General features: G+C 43.6%; 16 protein-coding genes. 7 read left to right on the top strand and 9 right to left on the bottom strand.

Annotated elements, in window-relative coordinates; all coding sequences use genetic code 11:
* Nucleotides 1-26 precede the first annotated feature (26 nt).
* Nucleotides 27-1,100, top strand: a complete 1,074-nt coding sequence (locus tag BUB05_RS05700; RefSeq protein ID WP_073048472.1) for a hypothetical protein — start codon at nucleotides 27-29, stop codon at nucleotides 1,098-1,100.
* Nucleotides 1,101-1,388: 288 nt separating this feature from the next.
* Here the strand turns inward: BUB05_RS05700 and BUB05_RS05695 are convergent, their stop codons facing one another.
* Both BUB05_RS05695 and BUB05_RS05690 read right to left on the bottom strand, forming a co-directional pair.
* Nucleotides 1,389-2,216, bottom strand: coding sequence for an MBL fold metallo-hydrolase (locus BUB05_RS05695; protein WP_073048469.1), 828 nt, complete (start codon nucleotides 2,214-2,216; stop codon nucleotides 1,389-1,391).
* A gap of 124 nt (nucleotides 2,217-2,340) precedes the next feature.
* Nucleotides 2,341-3,378: a M42 family metallopeptidase gene (locus tag BUB05_RS05690; RefSeq protein ID WP_073048466.1), complete on the bottom strand. Its 1,038-nt coding sequence runs from the start codon at nucleotides 3,376-3,378 to the stop codon at nucleotides 2,341-2,343.
* A 238-nt stretch (nucleotides 3,379-3,616) separates the two neighbouring features.
* Between BUB05_RS05690 and BUB05_RS05685 the strand changes: the two genes are divergently transcribed.
* The 3 genes from BUB05_RS05685 (at nucleotide 3,617) to BUB05_RS05675 (ending at nucleotide 6,591) form a co-directional block, all read left to right on the top strand.
* Nucleotides 3,617-4,750, top strand: coding sequence for an SPFH domain-containing protein (locus BUB05_RS05685; RefSeq protein ID WP_073048464.1), 1,134 nt, complete (start codon nucleotides 3,617-3,619; stop codon nucleotides 4,748-4,750).
* An 8-nt stretch (nucleotides 4,751-4,758) separates the two neighbouring features.
* Nucleotides 4,759-5,949, top strand: a complete 1,191-nt coding sequence (locus BUB05_RS05680; protein ID WP_094762745.1) for a TFIIB-type zinc ribbon-containing protein — start codon at nucleotides 4,759-4,761, stop codon at nucleotides 5,947-5,949.
* A gap of 276 nt (nucleotides 5,950-6,225) precedes the next feature.
* Complete coding sequence (locus BUB05_RS05675; RefSeq protein ID WP_073048461.1) at nucleotides 6,226-6,591, top strand: hypothetical protein; 366 nt, start codon at nucleotides 6,226-6,228, stop codon at nucleotides 6,589-6,591.
* Between the two features lie 67 nt (nucleotides 6,592-6,658).
* Here BUB05_RS05675 and BUB05_RS05670 read toward each other — a convergent pair whose 3' ends face one another.
* The 5 genes from BUB05_RS05670 to BUB05_RS05650 are packed head-to-tail and all read right to left on the bottom strand — an operon-like array spanning nucleotide 6,659 to nucleotide 9,964.
* Nucleotides 6,659-7,807 (bottom strand): NAD(P)/FAD-dependent oxidoreductase, encoded by a 1,149-nt coding sequence (locus BUB05_RS05670; RefSeq protein ID WP_073048458.1) that lies wholly within the window; start codon nucleotides 7,805-7,807, stop codon nucleotides 6,659-6,661.
* Nucleotides 7,800-8,081, bottom strand: a complete 282-nt coding sequence (locus BUB05_RS05665) for a (2Fe-2S)-binding protein (RefSeq protein WP_073048455.1) — start codon at nucleotides 8,079-8,081, stop codon at nucleotides 7,800-7,802. Before BUB05_RS05665 ends, BUB05_RS05670 begins: the two co-directional genes overlap by 8 nt.
* Complete coding sequence (locus BUB05_RS05660) at nucleotides 8,078-8,572, bottom strand: ATP-binding protein (protein ID WP_073048453.1); 495 nt, start codon at nucleotides 8,570-8,572, stop codon at nucleotides 8,078-8,080. The genes BUB05_RS05665 and BUB05_RS05660 overlap by 4 nt, the downstream gene beginning before the upstream one ends.
* On the bottom strand, nucleotides 8,565-9,662 hold the full coding sequence (locus tag BUB05_RS05655; RefSeq protein WP_073048450.1) for an NAD(P)/FAD-dependent oxidoreductase: 1,098 nt from the start codon (nucleotides 9,660-9,662) through the stop codon (nucleotides 8,565-8,567). The genes BUB05_RS05660 and BUB05_RS05655 overlap by 8 nt, the downstream gene beginning before the upstream one ends.
* Nucleotides 9,659-9,964: a (2Fe-2S)-binding protein gene (locus tag BUB05_RS05650; protein ID WP_073048447.1), complete on the bottom strand. Its 306-nt coding sequence runs from the start codon at nucleotides 9,962-9,964 to the stop codon at nucleotides 9,659-9,661. Before BUB05_RS05650 ends, BUB05_RS05655 begins: the two co-directional genes overlap by 4 nt.
* Nucleotides 9,965-10,360: 396 nt before the next feature.
* Between BUB05_RS05650 and BUB05_RS05645 the strand changes: the two genes are divergently transcribed.
* On the top strand, nucleotides 10,361-10,837 hold the full coding sequence (locus BUB05_RS05645; RefSeq protein WP_073048445.1) for a DUF6530 family protein: 477 nt from the start codon (nucleotides 10,361-10,363) through the stop codon (nucleotides 10,835-10,837).
* A gap of 256 nt (nucleotides 10,838-11,093) precedes the next feature.
* Here BUB05_RS05645 and BUB05_RS05640 read toward each other — a convergent pair whose 3' ends face one another.
* A complete protein-coding gene (locus BUB05_RS05640; protein ID WP_073048442.1) occupies nucleotides 11,094-12,491 on the bottom strand; it encodes a sigma-54 interaction domain-containing protein in 1,398 nt (465 codons plus the stop codon).
* 329 nt (nucleotides 12,492-12,820) lie between these two features.
* On the bottom strand, nucleotides 12,821-13,246 hold the full coding sequence (locus tag BUB05_RS05635) for a YwiB family protein (RefSeq protein ID WP_073048440.1): 426 nt from the start codon (nucleotides 13,244-13,246) through the stop codon (nucleotides 12,821-12,823).
* A gap of 442 nt (nucleotides 13,247-13,688) precedes the next feature.
* On the opposite strand from BUB05_RS05635, the gene BUB05_RS05630 reads away from it, so the two are divergent.
* A complete protein-coding gene (locus BUB05_RS05630; RefSeq protein WP_073048437.1) occupies nucleotides 13,689-14,951 on the top strand; it encodes an aspartate aminotransferase family protein in 1,263 nt (420 codons plus the stop codon).
* 32 nt (nucleotides 14,952-14,983) lie between these two features.
* On the top strand, nucleotides 14,984-16,036 hold the full coding sequence (gene kdd, locus BUB05_RS05625; protein WP_073048434.1) for an L-erythro-3,5-diaminohexanoate dehydrogenase: 1,053 nt from the start codon (nucleotides 14,984-14,986) through the stop codon (nucleotides 16,034-16,036).
* The last annotated feature ends 103 nt before the right edge of the window (nucleotides 16,037-16,139 follow it).

Genomic DNA, 16,139 nt, shown 5'->3' with positions numbered 1-16,139 from the left:
GAATTTGGGATATAGGGGGTGTTGTGATGAGAAAAAATTGGATAATAGCATTGACCATATTGATAATATGCCTGATTTCCATCCCTGCCTTTGGGAATGCGGCGTCTCCCTACGAGCGGCCGGACAGTAATGTTGTATTGTTTGACGATGATACGGGCATAGTTCTCCGGGAGGAATGGGTGAAATTCACCATAGACGAGAACAATTGGAATTCCCGGGTGGATGTTATATATGACATTGAGAACGAAGACAGGGATGATCACCATCTCGATATAATGTTTATTGCTCCCTATTTCGACTATGATACCGGGGAGGTATATGTAGATAGATTCGAGGCTGTAGTGGACGGGAATGAAATCACTGAATTTGAAATTAAGGAAGAAGATGATATTCCTGTAAACTGGAATGCAAGATATACCATGGAGATAATGGATCCAGTGGATGACAGGATGCTTGAAAGAAGACTCAGTGACGGTGGACCTGCCAGCAAGGGTGGGAAGGTCGAAGGAATACAATTCTCAATAGACATTGAGAAAGGCCAAAGGAAGACATTGGAAATTTCCTACAAGGCTGAAGAAGGATATTATTCTTTCGATGACGTCGTCAATGATGTATATACCCACCTATATTACTTGACGCCTGCCGAATTTTGGAATGGTGACCCTGTGGTGAATCTTGAGATAGAGTTTCCCAATGGAGGATATGAGGTTCATTCAAGCATAGACCTTGACCAGGTGTCGGATACCATCTACAGTGCCAGACTTGAAGGTCTTCCCGACGAAGAATGGACTTTCAGCTATGTGGATACTACAGGACTTTTTTATGGAACAAACAGAAGGAGCATTCATAATGTTATAACGTGGGGCATAATCACAGCTACTGTCCTGGCGGGAATATATGTCAGAAAGAGGAAAAAATGGAAGGGCAACCTGGTTCTCTTGTTGATCCTTCCTGAGCTGTTCCTCTTCCGTCCGGGCTACGGAATCCTGTATCTCGTGTATTTCCTTTTTGCACCTGTAACTGCCCTGGTACTCTTTATTATATTGGTTATGATGGCCCTAAGGCAATACAATAAGAGGAAGCGTGATCGACGATTATAACAATAAAAATTACAAAACGGAGAAAAACAGATGAGTGTGAGGTCGTGACCAATAGGTATCAACAATATCATTTGAGTTTAATCAAATTGTTGTACCGGTAGCTAAAACTCCAATTCTTCAGGGTGTTTTTGTGTCAAGGTCTTTCGACCTTAAATCATCAAGAAAGATATAATCGACGGAGCAGGGAATACTCATCTGTTTTTCGGAGTGTAACTGGTTGAAACCCTGTCAGATTACTAAGAAAATTGAACAAATAATGGCGAGGTCTCGAATGCGACTATTGCTGCCCTATATCTCAATAACCTTCCCCGTCGTTATCTGGAAATACCTGTCCGGAATCTCTTCCTTGAACTTGTATCCGGCCTTTTCTCCGTTGCAGTGGCAGACTCCGATTTTCTCTATATCGGAATTCTTGAAATATTGGACAGTCTTGTCTATGAAGGCAGATGATGCCACTCCCAGATGGGTGCCGCCAAATACTGCATAAATCTTTTCGTCGTAGAGTTTCTTGACCTTTTCTATTATAGATACCACTCCCGAGTGGGAGCATCCGATAAGCAGTACAAGACCCTTTTCGTACTTCATCACAAGAACAGACTCTCCGGGCATGAAGTCTTTCTTCTCGACTCCGTTTTCTTGACAGAAAAGTCCGCTGTCCTCCATCCTGTATTCGGGATGAAGGGAGAATCCACTTATTACATCAATATTTTCGGATATGGTTTCAATATCTTCCGAGAAAATCGTGTTTACATTCCTTTTTTCTAGATCTTCCCTGCCAAAGGGCATGCCGATATCAACCTTCTTTACGCCGTTGTATTTGTATCTTGGATAGAATACGGACGGGTTTATTATGAGCTTGAAGTCGTTGCCGAAGGTGTCTACATAGGGAATGACTCCTCCCGTGTGGTCGTAGTGGCCGTGGCTCAGCACCATATAGTCTGCATTCTTTATGTCCAGACCAAGCTTCTCAGCATTTTCAAGAAAGTTGTTACCGTCCTTTCCTGTATCGAATATTATCTTTTTGCCGTCATATTCCACAAAGAATGACAGTCCGTGTTCGCATTCAAGATTTGAATCTACAGGTTTTGAATTTTCAATTATTGTTGTGATTTTCATATTGGTCCCCTTGTGATTTTATTTCTCTGCAAATAGGTTAATTGAAATAGGCGGGTGTGTCAAGGGGTTTATGCCCAAAACCTTCGAAGAAAAATGCCTGGAATATCCAGGCATCGAGTAATATCTAATGGGTTACATATTCATAAAGGAGCTTGATTGTGTTTTCGAGTCCTTCCCAGTGTGTCCTTTCCATTCCGTGGGATGCATGTACTCCGGGACCGATCAGCGCTCCCCTTATATTGTTTCCCGAGCGAAGGGCTGCAGATACGTCCGAGCCGTAGTATGGATAGATGTCCACTGCATGGCTGATACCCTTCTTTTCTGCAAGGCCTATGAGCTTATTGGTCATGTCGAAGTCATAGGGACCGCTTGAATCCTTGACGCAGATGGAAACGTCATGTTCCGTACAGGTAAGGTCGTCGCCTATGCATCCCATGTCAACGGCAAGTAGTTCGTCGATGTCTTCGGGAAGATATGAAGCTCCGTGACCAACCTCCTCGAAGTTTGATATTACAATCTTCAGGTTGCATTCCGGAGTGATCTTTTCCCGGTAAATGATTTCTATGAGGCCCAGTATGCAGGAGGTGCCTCCCTTGTCATCTATGTATCTGGACTTGATGAAGCCTTTCTCAGTGACTACGGTCTTGGTGTCCACCGCTATGAAGTCTCCGGCACCTATTCCAAGGGCAAGAACATCTTCCTTGCTTTCTACCTTCTCATCAAGTCGTATTTCCATATTCTTTTCTATCCGTTCCTTTGTTTTAGCGTCGTCGAATACGTGGGCGGCAGGGGAGTTTGAAAGGATTGTTCCCGTATATATCTTTCCCTTTCTAGTTATTATCCTGCAGTATTCTCCGTCAAGTGTTGGAAGAAGATTTCCTCCGATTGAAGTGAATTTCAGATGTCCCTTCTTGGTTACAGACCTTACCATTGCTCCCAATGTATCCACGTGGGCTGAAAGTCCTATTGTATAATTTTTGTTTTTGCCTGGGATTGATATTATTCCTCCACCCTTTTTGTTGTATTGGAAGTCGTAAGCCATTTCATCGGACCACGATTTTATGAGTTCCATCACATTCTTGGTGTATCCGCTGGGACTGTCCGTGTTCAAAAGGGTCTGCAGCTTTTCAAGTACATATTCCCTGTTAATAGTGTAGTCCATTGGTTCCTCCTTGTATCTTGAAAATTATGATTCGGTTCTGTTGTCATCCATACAATGATATCATAAAATGCCTTTGATATCATCAGAAATGATTTTCGAAGTTACTCCAAATTTCATACATAAATAACTATCAATATATTATAATATAGATATGAGAACTTATGGTCCATCGGTGCTTGTCTCCAAAGGAACAGTACTTGAATGATGAATGGACGAAAGAATATTATGGGAGGCTGATATGGGAATTTTTGATTTCATTAAATCACAGTTTATAGAGGTAATAGAATGGACTGACATGGATCAGAACGAGCTTGTTTACAGATTTCCAGTAAAGGGGAAGGAAATAAAGATGGGAGCCCAGCTTACAGTAAGGGCGTCGCAGGTTGCCGTGTTTGTAAACGAGGGACAGATAGCGGATGTTTTCCAGCCCGGCAGGTATGCCCTGACGACTGAGAACATGCCTATACTTACAAAGCTTAAGGCATGGAAATACGGATTCAACTCACCTTTCAAGGCTGAGGTCTACTTTGTAAGCACCAGACAGTTCACAGGACAGAAATGGGGAACCACTAGACCTGTAATGATGAGGGACCAGGACTTCGGTCTTCTGAGACTCAGGGCCTACGGTATATTCTCATACAGGGTCAATGATGCGGAGACCTTCCTCAGGGAGCTTTTCGGAACAAGCGGTTCCTTCAAGACTTCGGATATAAAGGAGCAGTTGACGAGGATGGCGGTATCGTCGCTGTCGGACCTTCTGGCAGAATCACGGATACCCGCCCTTGATTTTTCCATGCACTATGACGAGCTTTCCATGGAGGGAAGACAGAAGCTTCAGTCGAAGTTCAACAGTTACGGCTTCAAGCTTGTTTCCTTCACAATAGAAAACATTTCATTGCCTGAGGATGTGGAGAAGGCAATGGACAAGAGGACATCTATGGGAGTAGTGGGGGACCTTAATGACTTCACCAAATACCAGACTGCAGAGGCCATAAGGGAGGCAGCCAACAACGAAGGAGGAGGCCTTGCAGGAGCCGGTGCAGGAATGGGTGCAGGAGCAGCCATGGCACACAGCATGATGAGTTCAATGAACAGTCAGCAAAGCAGCGGACAGCCACAGGCAGCAAAGGTGAAGTGTGCAAACTGCGGAGCAGCTGTGGATGAAAATGCGAATTTCTGCCCTTCCTGTGGAAACAGGATGAAGATTAATAAGACGGCCTGCATAGAATGTGGAACAATGATAGATGAAGGAACAAAATTCTGTCCCCAGTGCGGAGCAAGCCAAATTGAAAAGATAAAATGTTCAAACTGCGGAGCGGAGCTCAGGCAAGGAACAAAATTCTGTCCGGAATGCGGAACCAAGCAGGAGTAATACATAATATGGCATTTGGAATAAAAGATAAAAAACATGGAAAATACGATGAAAAGACTGAAAGCTGGGATAAGGAAGACCTTGAAGAGACCAGTGACATTCTGGAGGATGAAGACGACGGTGAAATCCATGAGGTGGGCACGGACAAGTTTCCCTGTCCCTCCTGCGGCGGAAACATGGAGTTTTCACCCGACGAGCAGAAGCTTCAATGTCCCTACTGCAAGACTGTCGTCGAAATAGAGAACGAGGAGACCGATGTAAGGGAATACAATCTGAGGGATGCAGAGGAAAAGGCGTCCCACAACTGGGGGGGAGACAAGGTTGTAATCAAATGTTCCAACTGCGGAGGAGCAACGGTTGTTGATTCATCCACAAAGGCAAGGTTCTGTTCTTTCTGCGGATCGTCCCATGTTGTGAAAACTGACGAAAGTGTAGGAATAAAGCCTGAAACAATGATTCCCTTCAAGGTCAACAGGGAAAAGGGGAAAAAGAAATTCAGGAGTTGGATAAATGGAAAGTTCTTTGCGCCTGGAGAATTGAAGAAGGACCAGACACTTGAAAGACTACAGGGAGTATACATTCCCTTCTTCACATATGACTCATCTTCAAACACCGCCTATACTGCAAAAAGGGGAACCCACTATTATACAACGCATACCAGGGTTGTGGATGGAAAGACGGTCACTGAAAGGGTAAGGCATACAAGATGGACAACGGTAAGAGGCATATATTCAAACTACTTTGACGATGTACTTGTAAACGTGTCGAGGCATATTGACGACGATCTAGTAAAAAGGATGGGAGGATACAACCTGAGGAGGCTCCTTCCCTACAAGGCTGAATACATGTCCGGATTCATAGCGGAGAAGTACAGCATATCCCTCAACGACGGATGGTACAAGGCAAAGATGGACATTGACCAAAGCATAGACCAGGGAATAAGAAGGCAAGTCGGCGGAGATGAATTCAGGCTTCTCAACAAGAGTACGGATTACGGTGAAATAAAGTACAAGCATGTGCTCCTGCCCATGTGGATGTCAGCCTACAAGTTCAAGGAAAAGACTTACAAGTTTCTTGTAAACGGCCAGACTGGCAATGTGAGCGGAGAATATCCGAAATCACCATTGAAGATTGCGGGAGTGATATTGACTTTTGTCTTGATAGGTCTTCTGGGATATCTTATATATACGTACAGGTAATAAAATGTTTATTGGATTTAAAAAGGTATGATGGGATTGTTTACGTTTTCCGCACAAAAACCGAAAATTGTATAATTATTTAAAAATACAAGGACTTTGTTAATTTTTAGATTAAAAAGAAAAAAGGGTGAATGCCTTATTAAAATAAGGGTTTGGGACATGAATCCACTCCTTTGCCAAATAAATTAAAAATATTGGACGAAAACATAATTTAATTAAGTTTCGGCGTTGAAAAATTTCGTTTAATAGGTTATAATGTCTATTAGAGGAGACATTATGGCTAAGATAATTATTATACCGGAAAACACAAAAACTAAATCATACAAAAAAATATATAAATATGCACTATCCCACAAACCCGACCATATATTCAAGGTTTGCGTCAACAGCGGAGTAAGACAGCTGAATGAAGTGGAGTGCAGCGGGTTTATGTTTGGAAATAGTGATAGTTGGATTATGAAGGCACTCAACAAGTTGACGGAAAAGGTTAACTTCGTGGAAGATGAAGTCATGTTCTTGTCTGAGGAAATTTATACCAACCAGCTGAAGGTTTGGTTTACAAACTATTCCGCACCTCTGGCCGGAATGTCCAAACAAGAGATAAACCGGACCATCAACAAGACCTTAATGAAGACAGCATAAAAAACAGTGTAGAAATCAGAGTTTCTACACTGTTTGTTTTTTGGAGAATTTTATTTGTACCAATAATCTAAACCACTGAAGGCTCAAGTATGAGATTGCCCTTTGCAAACCTGTCAATGCCAAGGAGACTTACATCTATGGTAGGTTCCGACTTGGTGATCATCTCTGCTATGACTATGCCTGTCAGAGGTCCGAACATGAAACCGTGGCCGCTGAATCCGATAGCCATGTAGAAATTGTCAAGGCCTTCGGCAGTGCCGTAAACCGGCTGCTTGTCAGGGGTCAGGTTGTAAAGTCCTGCCCATTGTCTTATTACCCGCAGGTTTCCAACTGGAGGAAGTATTGACGTGACAATCTTTGCCATTTCCTCGAGGAACTGCCAGCTTGAAGTTATCCTCAAATCCTTCGGTTCACTTGGATCGCCTCTTCCCATGATGAAGGGGCCTATTGGATTTTGCTGGCAGTATATGTTTTTAGAGAATGACATCACCATTGGTTCCTGAACATGTTCTATTGGTTCCGTTACAAGTATCTGATGCCTTTCCGAGTATATGGGGGTGGAGACTCCCACCATATCGCATACCACCTGGGAATATCCTCCTGCAGCATTCACAAGGGATCCGGCACTTATTGATCCCTTGTCCGTAATGACTTCGGTTACCTTGTTTCCTTCCCTTTTGATTCCGGTGACTTCCGTATAGGTCATGAACTCGACGCCAAGCCTTTTTGCCGCCTTGTAGTATGCGTCAGTAGTGAGGAATGGATCCAGAAAGCCGTCCTTTTGACAGAAGGCTGCTCCCAGCAGTTCATCCGTGTTTAGGTGAGGCACTATTTCCTTTGCCTCCTTTACTGAAACCATCCTTGAAGGTATGTCCAAGGAGTTTTGCAGTTTCACATTCTTCTGGAACTGGTCCATTTCCTTTTCAGTAGTTGCAAGAAGGAGGTAGCCTCCCTGATAGAAGGTTACATCCCTGTTGTATTCCAGTATATCGTTGGCGTGTTCATAAAAATCTATGCTTTGCTTGGCAAGCTTGCAGTTCATTTCGGTACCCCACTGCATTCTTACACCTGCTCCGCATCTTCCTGTGGAACCGCTTGATATGTAGGACTTGTCTATGACCACTATGTTTTTAACACCTTTTTTCGCAAGGTTGTAGGCTATGGAGCAGCCTGAAATCCCTGCTCCTATTATTACGACATCGGCTGTTCTAATCATCCCTTTTCGCCTCCTCTGCAATGAGGTCAAGCTTCACTCCAACGATTGGCGGCCTGTTTGTCTGGAACTGAAGCTCGGTAATGGGTTTTCCAGTGGCCCTTGACAGTTCTCTCAACACTATCTGTCCGCAGGTTTTTCCCTGACAGGGGCCCATGCCTATTCTGGTTATTCTCTTTATTTCTTCGAAGGTATGGTATCCTTCATCTATCAAATCTCTAAGTTCCTTCAAGGTTACATCTGAACATCTGCAAACAATTACATCTTCATTATTCATCCCTTAACCTCCACTTCAATGTTTCTGAATTTGTACAAAAGGTCCCTCGGCACTTCAAGGGTCACAACCAGTGTCCTGTCAAGAGACTTGGATTCAAGTACCTTCACCACCCTTACATCGCAAAGATAGTTACCTTCCCTGTCAAGTCCTCTCACCATCTGATCCTTTTGGGGAACAGGCAGCATTTCATAGGGGATGCTCATATGAATGTATTCCTCGGATTTGGATCCGTCAACCAGCATAATGGCAAGTCCCGGGCATTTTCCAAGGCATACTCCGCACCCGATGCATTTTTCCGGTGACACTTCAGGCAGATTGTTGATGTTATCACCCATGTCTATGGCATGGAAGCGGCATGACGTCACGCAGGGGTTGCAGGGAATCTCCTGGAAGCATTCAATGACTGCAACAGGTCCCTTGTTTATGGTCTCCATTGAAGGAAAGGCCTTCATGATTTGCTCTTCGGTTGCAACTCCGTTGGTTTCAAGCATTGTCGCGCCTCCTTTCGATTTGCTCCACTCCGTCCCTTATATGCTTGCCGACAGGGCCGGACCTCAGGCTGTCAAGCTGGCCTTTGTAGTCCCTTAAAAGTTCATCATTGTTTTTGTGGATATATCCAAGTTTATTGGCTGCATGCAGTCCAGCCAGGTATCCTTCAACCATGGCGGAGCTGGCCTCCTCTATTCCGCTGCTGTCTCCTGCAGTAAATATATTTTCCACCGTGGTTTCATAGTTGTCGTATCTTACTGGAACAAATCCGCTGAGGTTGGGAATGTACTTCATCTCGCAACCAGCCATGGAAAGAAGCTCATTAAGAGGTGAAAGTCCGACGGATATGCACATAACATCAACATCAAGCTCCATTTCAGTTCCGTCTATGGGATTCCATTTGTCGTCAAGCTGGCAGATAACAGCCTTTTCAAGGAAGGTGTCTCCAATAGCCTTGATTACCGTATGTCTTGTCATGATGGGTATGCCCATTCTCCGTATTTTCGAGGCGTGTACATGATATCCTCCGATTTTGGGAGCTGCATCTATTATGGCTTCAACCTTTACACCTGCCTGCATGAGCTGGTAGCTCACTATGAGGCCTATGTTTCCCGCACCTACCATAAGAACTTTGCTGCCGGGTCTTACTCCGTAGACGTTCATAAGAGTCTGGACCGCACCTGCACCGTATATCCCGGGAAGGTCGTTTTTCTCGAAGGCAAGGAATTTTTCCGATGCCCCTGTGGCCACTATTACAGCTTTAGGCTTTATCTTGTAGTATCTTGATTCGTCCTCCAGGAGTGTTATCATTCCGTCTTCATATAGACCAACTACATTTGTGTTTCTAATAATTTCAATATTATTCCTGAATTTTTCCATATTCCCGAACAATATTTCGGGAATGTCTATGCCCCTGGTGGAGGCATACTGCTTTTCCGATCCAAAAAACATGTGGGTCTGTTTTACAAGCTGTCCGCCCAGGTTGTCGTTCCGCTCAATTACTGTTACCTTTGCTCCCGCTGAAGCAGCGCTGATAGCCGCACATAGTCCGGCAGGGCCTCCTCCTACAATTGCAATATCAGTAGTTTTCATTCCAGTCCTCCTTTGCCCTTCTGCGTCTCTACTGTCATTCCCTCTTCCAGCAGAGTTACGCAGGTCTTAACATTGGACTTTCCGTTTACTACCATCAGACAGGAGGAACAGTTGCCTATGGCACAGTAAAATCCTCTGGGCCTTTGCTTGAACAGGCTTTCTCCCAGAACCTTTACGCCTGCTGCATGAAGGGCCGCCGCTACAGTTTCACCTTCATAACCTTCCATTTCCCTGCCGTCGAATGTGAATTTCAGTTTCTTACCTCTTTCAAATTTCAAAATGGGATGTTCATTTATTCTCATGACTGCCTCCATAGTGATATATTTGTGAGTATGATTCCTGCATCTGTTACTTTAAGTATAGCAGATAGGCGTTCCTTGTTCAATGTATGGGGATGGATCGATTAACAAGTGAAACCTAAGTGTTTTGCACCGTTCCACAATTATGTATAACAGCTCCCTACCCCGTTGCTATATCTTCTAGACGCTAGAGAAATGAAGAAGTACAACGCAAATACCTTGAAACCTTGGAGTTTTAGCTACCGGTACAACAATTTGATTATGATTTAATGTTATTGTTGATACCTATTGGTCGAGACCTCGCTGATATTCATAATTGCTTCACTGGTTTACTTATGGTATAATTTACTAAATTAGTAAATTACTAAAACTTTCTAGACTAAAAATGGAGGAAGAAAAATGAAAATACCAACTAAACTGAAGCACAAGCCTGTAATAGTTTCACCGGAATATGACAAAATAGATGGAAGAATAGAAAAATCCGATGCCAAGGGGTTGTCAATAGGTTTGGCACAGTGGAATGACAGGGGAAAGGTGGATGTATCCGCCAAGATCTGGAGATACACGGGGGAGAAGTGGTCTCGCCAGTCAGAAGAGATGCCCCTTCACAGAATCATAGACCTTGCCATACTCATATGCAGGACAAAGCAGCACTTCAAGGATGCATACAAATATGAGAAGCTTTATGATGAAGAAAACACAATGCTCGACAGGATTCCCATACAGGGCGGGGCAATGAACGTGGAAATATGCACAGACAATGAGATGATAGACGAGGACATCAAGCTTGTCAATGACGTACTTGCAAAGGATGACGAGATGCTCAGCGAGAGGCTTGCGAGGCTGGCGGGTATTCTCAGGGAGATGGGATACTAAGAAAGTAAAAAAACTTTCCTGATTCACCATTCCACAATTATGTTTAACAGCTCCCTACTCCGTCGTCTATATCTTTCTAGACTCTATAGGGAGGAAGAAGTCCAACGCAAACACCTTGAAACCTTGGTGTTTTAGCTACCGGTACAACAATTTGATTATGATTTAATGTTATTGTTGATACCTATTGGTCGAGACCTCGCTGTTATACATAATTGCTTCATTGGTGTGGCTAATACTGTAAACTATTCAATTCGAATTAAGTATTTATTATTTTCAGTTTTTTTATCCGGTACTGGAGGGTCTGCCTGGGTACGTCAAGTATCTCGGCGGACCTTGTTATATTGTTGTCCGTCTTTTTGAGGGCAAGTTCGATCATCTTCTTTTCCGTATCCTCAAGGGTCTTCTTGAGTGAGCCTATCTCCTCTATTCTGATATAATCTTCGGAGTCTTTTATGTGCCTGAACTGGTAGGGAAGGTGCTCCTCCCTTATTAGGTCTATGTCATAGATGCTTGCAATTCCCTCTATTGCATGCTCAAGCTCCCTAACGTTTCCGGGCCAGTCGTAGTGCATGAAGATTTCCATCACTTCGTCGGAAAGTCCTGTTATATACTTGTTCATCTCCTTGTTGTACTTGTCTATGAAATATTCGACCAGAAGGGGTATATCGCTGCTCCTGTCCTTAAGCTCCGGTACGATGAGGGTGATTACGTTTAGCCTGTAGAACAGGTCCTTTCTCATCTTTCCCGAGTTGAGAATGTCCTCTATGTCTTCGTTGAAGGCTGCAATTATCCTGACGTTCACATCTATGGTGCTTGTCGCTCCCACCCTTCTGATATTGTTGTTTTGAATGGCTCTGAGGAGTTTGGCCTGAAGTTCCAGGGGCATGGAGTTTATCTCATCCAGGAACAGGGTGCCGCCGTCTGCCATTTCAAAAAGTCCAGGCCTGTTTTCCGCTCCCGTGAAGCTTCCCCTTACAGATCCGAAAAGCATGCTTTCCAGAAGGTTTGCAGGAAGGGCGGCGCAGTTTTGTGCTATGAAAGGCTTTTTCTTTCTCCTGCTGGCATAGTGTATGGCCTGGACGAAAAGTTCCTTTCCTGTTCCGGTCTTTCCTCCTATGAGTACAGGGGAATCGGACTGTGATGCCTTGAATGCCAGGTTCTTAAGCTTAAGCATCTCCTTTGACTGGCCTATGATGTCCACCAGTGTATATTTTTCGCTGTGTCGAATGTTCCTCTTTTCCTTCCTGGGCTTGTACAGCTCGCTTTGGAGGTCTGCAATCTTCTCGGACATCTCCTTCATCTGGGTTATATTCTTTGACACCTCTATTGCACCGATAATCCTATTGTTATGTTTTATGGGAAATGAGGAGTTCATTGTTGTAATCTTGTCTCCCTTGTAGTTTATAAAATCCTGCTGTTCATTGTAGATTGCCTTCATAGTTTCCATGGACTTGATGAGCGTGCTTGTCTCGTTGGACAGGGATGGATAGATTTCTAGAAAATGCCTTCCTATGGCTGTCTGACCCTCGATACCGTCCACGACCCTTGCTGCCTTGTTGTAGTATACTATTTTTCCGTGCTCGTCTATGACCTGTATCCCTTCGTCTATATAGTCCAGAATCTCTATAACGGACTCGTAATATTTATTTTCCATTTTCTCTCCTAGTGTTATATCGCAACTATAGTTGAGTTGAATCAGGTGTTATTTGAAATACAGACGATTTAACTGTATATCAAATGGTACATGATTCAGTACGAAACTTGTTGAGATATAACGCTTCCTTAATGCGTTCTTGCATCTCAACTTTAGTTGAGAAATAACGCTTCATTAATATTCTTTTTATTGTAGTTTTGTGTTATATCGCAACTATAGTTGAGTTGAATCTTGCGTCCCAATGATCGCCCAAAATTCGGCGCATGATGTTGAAAATTGAGCAGTAGATTTTACTGCCCTGTTTTCGTATCTATTCTTGCCGAATCGTGTTAATTTGTTATGCGTATATTCAGCTTGTTCCTTGATTCCTCTTCGCCTCCGAAGGTCATGCTGTACTCCAGATGTATCTCCCCGGTACCGTCTTCCTTGATATTGCAGTTCACTATTGAAGTTCTCAGCAACAGCTCAAAACTGCCGTATTCAGTCATATATTGGCTTCTATTACTTTTTCCTTCCACAAAATCCATGGAGGCGGAATTTGCATCTCCAGACCTTCTGAGTACGATTTTCTTCTTGCCGTCTGTTATGAGGGTAGTTGTGCAGCCTTCCATACCGGAAATCGCCGATTCGTTGTAAGTGTAGTAGTATTCATCTCCGGTGAATTCGAAAACACCGTCCGTCGTAAGTTCCGTAACATGTGGCTTGCTGTTTCCGGTGCTTTGGGCTCCGCTTATTTTCATTTTTACTTTATTCATTATCATTTCCTTTTGAAATATTTGTTCCAGTCTAAGAAAATCAAAAATGCGTAATCCCCTGAAGCATTGGTATTACGCGGTTAAGGATACTTTCTAAGACCTCTTGAAAAATGCTTAAGCATTTTACGCAGCGTAGCTACTATCTTGAATTATATCATATATTTACCATATTTCAACATTAAATATGAAATAAATGCCTAAAAATGGGCGGCTTGTGCCTGTAATTCGGCGAAAACTTGCAATCAAACCATGAAAAGGTTTGCCGATAAATGCAAAAACGTCCATTTTTCAACGTTTTTGTTTTTGTGAAAAACTGGCACGCTAATTGCATTACTTATGAATAAAGAGATGAGTACTAAACTCACATATAAAATTGGTTAATAGCCATACGAAACAACCAGAAGAGTTGGTATATTTTAAAGGGAAACTAAAGGAGGAAGTTATGAGCAAGAAGCTGAATCTTGAAAAGTCATTGAAACTTTTCGAAGAAGGTAAGAAATTATCGCCGGGCGGAGTCATGGGAATCAGAAGACCGTACAATTTCGTTGAAGGGGAGTATCCCATATATATAGAAAGAGGATACGGCGGACACATAGTTGATGTTGACGGAAACGACTACATAGACATGCTTTGTGCCTACGGACCAATAATACTCGGCTATGATGAGAAGGAAATAAACGAGGCAGCCATCAAGCAGATGGAAAAAGGCTTTTGCTTCAGTCTTGTACAGGAAATTCAGAATGAGCTTCAGAAGAAGCTTATAGAGCTTATACCAAGTGCCGAAATGGTGGTTCTTGCCAAGACGGGCTCCGACGTTACTGGAATAGCAACCAGGATAGCAAGGGGACATTCGGGAAAGGACATAATACTTAGATGCGGCTACCACGGATGGCACGACTGGTGTGTTGAAAATCCCGGCGGAGTGCCAAAGGCAGTGAAGGAACTGACAAAGGAATTCCACTACGGAGACCTTGAAGAACTTGAGAAGCTATTGGAGGAAAACAAGGACAACACCGCCTGTATTATAATCACTCCTGTTGGACATCCCGGAGCGGCACCGATAATCCCGCCGCCGGACGGATATCTACAGGGGGTAAGGGACCTTGCAGACAAATATAACGTAATACTTATATTCGATGAAATAAGGACCGGATTCAGAGTGGCGATGGGCGGAGCTCAGGAAAGATACGGAGTGATTCCCGACATGTCAGTATTCGGCAAGGCCCTTGCAAACGGATATCCAATAAGCGCATGTGTAGGAAAAGCGGAAATCATGAAGACAATGGAAAAGGATGTATTCATATCATCCACATTCTTCCCCAACAGCCTTGAAATGGCAGCGGCCCTCAAGTGTCTGGAGATCCTCGAAAGAGAAAAGGTTACAGATGTAATGTGGGAAAGGGGAACATGGTACCTGGAAGAGCTCCACAAGATCATGGATGAGCTTGGAGCACCGGTGACGGTGTCGGGAATACCGCCAATGCCCTATGTGACATTTGACAAGGTGGACGACCACTACAAGGAAAGAAGGACCATGTTCTACACGGAAACAATAAGAAGAGGGCTCTTCATTCAGCCCTACCACCACTGGTACATAGCACACAGACATACTGACGAGGACCTTAAGTCATCCCTTAAGTCCATAAGGGAAGCGATGGAAACAACCCTGGCTAAATATCCAGTAAAAATAAAACTGGAGAAATAAATAAAATATAAAAAATTTGGAGGCGTAAAATTATGAAGGCAGTAACATTGAAAAAAGGAAACCCATACGGAACACACAGAGTAATCGAACCTAAGGGAGTATTGCCGCAACCGGCACTCAAGATCGACAACACCATGGAAATTTACGACAATGAAATACTAATAGATGTACAGACTCTTAACGTTGACTCTGCAAGCTTCACACAGATCAAGGACCAGGCGGAAGGCGACGTTGAAAAGATCAAGGAAATAATGATGGGAATCGTTGCTGAAAGAGGAAAGCATCAAAACCCTGTTACAGGATCAGGCGGAATGCTTATAGGAACAGTAAAGGAAATCGGACCTGCAATGGAAGGAAAGACAGACCTTCAGGTTGGGGACAAGATAGCTACCCTTGTATCGCTTTCACTCACTCCCCTTGTAATCGAAGAGATACTTGAAGTAAGGGACAACATAGACCAGGTAGACATCAAGGGACAGGCAATATTGTTTGAAAGCGGAATCTACGCAAAAATACCTACAGACCTTCCTGAGAACCTTGCACTTTCAGTACTTGACGTTGCCGGTGCACCTGCACAGACTGCAAAGCTTGTAAAGCCTGGAGATACCGTGCTTGTAGTTGGAGGAGCAGGAAAATCAGGAATGCTTTGCCTCTACGAAGCAAAGAAGAGAGCAGGAGTTGCAGGAAAGGTTATCTGCATGGCTCACAGAAGCGACTCTCTTGAAAAGGTTAAGAAGCTTGGACTTGCAGACGAGTACATCGTAGGAGATGCAACTGATGCAGTTGGCGTATACAACGAAATAGTTGAGCTTACAGACGGAGAACTTTGCGATGTTGTAATCAACTGCGTAAGCAGACCGAACTGCGAGATGTCAAGCATCCTTTCATGCAAGGACGACGGAACAGTTTACTTCTTCTCAATGGCTACCTCATTCACAAAGGCGGCTCTCGGTGCAGAAGGTGTGGGAAAAGACGTAAACATGATAATAGGAAACGGATACACCAAGAATCACGCTGCAGTTTCTCTTGAGATAATGAGAGAAAGCGAAGGCCTTAGAGAACTTTACAAGAAAATCTACGCATAATCAGGCGACATGGAATAAAAATCATATCTGAGAGCTGGAGATTCTCCGGTTCTCGGAATGTTTAATTTAGAGAAGTCGCAGCGCAGGATACTTAAAATATAAA

Source organism: Dethiosulfatibacter aminovorans DSM 17477 (assembly GCF_900142005.1).
Taxonomy (GTDB): Bacteria; Bacillota; Clostridia; order Tissierellales; family Dethiosulfatibacteraceae; genus Dethiosulfatibacter; species Dethiosulfatibacter aminovorans.
The sequence above is the reverse complement of the archived record's forward strand: the minus strand, read 5'-3'. Positions and strand labels throughout refer to the sequence as shown.